The sequence below is a fragment of the Kitasatospora sp. NPDC057198 genome, from assembly GCF_042670125.1.
Classification (GTDB): Bacteria; Actinomycetota; Actinomycetes; order Streptomycetales; family Streptomycetaceae; genus Kitasatospora.
The window spans coordinates 1-1,565 of record NZ_JBHUWH010000841.1; the positions used below are offsets into that span (position 1 = coordinate 1).

Consider the following 1,565-nt stretch of genomic DNA (forward strand, 5'->3'; position numbering starts at 1 on the left):
GCCCTCGTCCGTGCGCGCGACGGCTACTGCGGCCCGGCCGCCCACGGCAGGTAGTCCGGCAGGTCGGCCGGGACGCGGCCGGGGAAGTCCGGGTCGCGGCGCTCGAAGAACGAGCGCACGCCCTCCACCGCGTCCGGGCCGCGGGTCAGGTCGTGGATCAGCCGGGAGTCGAGCCGGTGCACGGCCTCGGGGGAGTCGGCCCAGGCCATCCGGTACAGCAGCTGCCGGGTCAGCGCGACCGAGACCGGCGCGGTGCGGGCGGCCAGGGTGCGGGCCAGCTCCAGCGCGGCGGGCAGCACCTCCTCGGCCGGGTGCAGGGCGGTCAGCAGCCCGGCGGCGCGCGCCTCCGCGGCGGGCACGATCCGGCCGGAGATCATCCAGTCCAGCGCGGTGCCGAGCCCGACCAGCCGCGGCAGGTACCAGCTGGAGGCGCCCTCGGGGACGATCCCGCGCCGGGTGAACGGGAAGCCGAACTTGCCGTCCTCGGCGGCGATCCGGAAGTCGGCGGGCAGCAGCAGCGAGGAGCCGACCCCGACGGCGGCGCCGCGCACGGCGGCGATCACCGGCTTGTCCATCCGGTGCATCACCGAGGTGACCCGGCCGGCCGGCTCCTGGTAGCGGCCCGCGGCGGCGGCCGCGGCCAGTTCGGGGTCCTCGCTCCGGGTGAAGCCCTGCCCCTTGCCGTTCCCGGCGGCCAGGTCGGCGCCCACGCAGAAGGTCGGCCCCTCGGCGGTCAGCACCACGACCCGGACCTCCGGGTCGGCGTCGGCCCGCCCGAAGGCGTCGGCCAGCTCGTGCGACATCCGCACGGTGAAGCCGTTGCGCGCCTCGGGGCGGTTCAGCGCGAGGACGGCGACGCGGCCGTCCAGGCGGTAGGTGATCTGCTCGTAGTCGGTGTCCACGGGGCTCTCCGGTCCTCTCCGGTCAGCGGGCGGGGAAGGCGTCGGCCAGCAGGGCGGCGGCCGAGGCCCAGGTCAGGCCGTCCAGCAGGGCGGGCACGTCGGGGCCGCAGCCGGCCACCTTCGCGGCGAACTCCTCGTCGGTGGCGGGCAGTCCGGGGGCGCCCGGCGGCAGGGCGAGGGTGCGGCCGACCGTCCGGCCGCCCGCCAGCGCCACCTCGACCTCGGTCGCGCCGGTGAGCAGGTCGCTGCCGCCGCTGTCGGCGGCGAACACCTCGACCCGCTCCAGCAGCCGGCGGACGGCCGGCCGCCGCACCGCGGCGTCGGTGAACGCGTCGAAGCCGGGGAAGCCGTCCAGCAGGGCCGTCACCACGGCGTACTCCAGGCTGAACTTGCCCTGCAGGCCGGTGGCGGGCTCCCGGTGGATCAGCGGGTGGACGGCCGCGCGCGGGGTGCGCACGGTGATCCGCTCGACCTGCCGCAGGTCCGGGACGGCGGCGGCCAGCGCGCGGGCCGCGCCGATCGGGCGCTGCATCGCGTAGCAGCAGGGGAACAGCTTGGTCGCCAGCCCGTCCGGCACGGCGGGGCCGGTGAGGTCGAGCCGGTCGGCGGACCCGCCGACCAGCGGCAGCCACTCGTCCAGGGCCGACACGTCCGCCCCGGCCC

2 protein-coding genes are annotated in these 1,565 nt (G+C 77.6%); both read right to left on the reverse strand.

From position 1 onward, the window contains the following. Positions 1-23: 23 nt before the first annotated feature. Complete coding sequence (locus ACFUEL_RS39525; protein WP_380243030.1) at positions 24-902, reverse strand: enoyl-CoA hydratase-related protein; 879 nt, start codon at positions 900-902, stop codon at positions 24-26. 22 nt (positions 903-924) lie between these two features. Continuing rightward, the coding region (locus ACFUEL_RS39530; protein WP_380243032.1) for a hypothetical protein at positions 925-1,565 on the reverse strand (641 nt) is incomplete at its 5' end.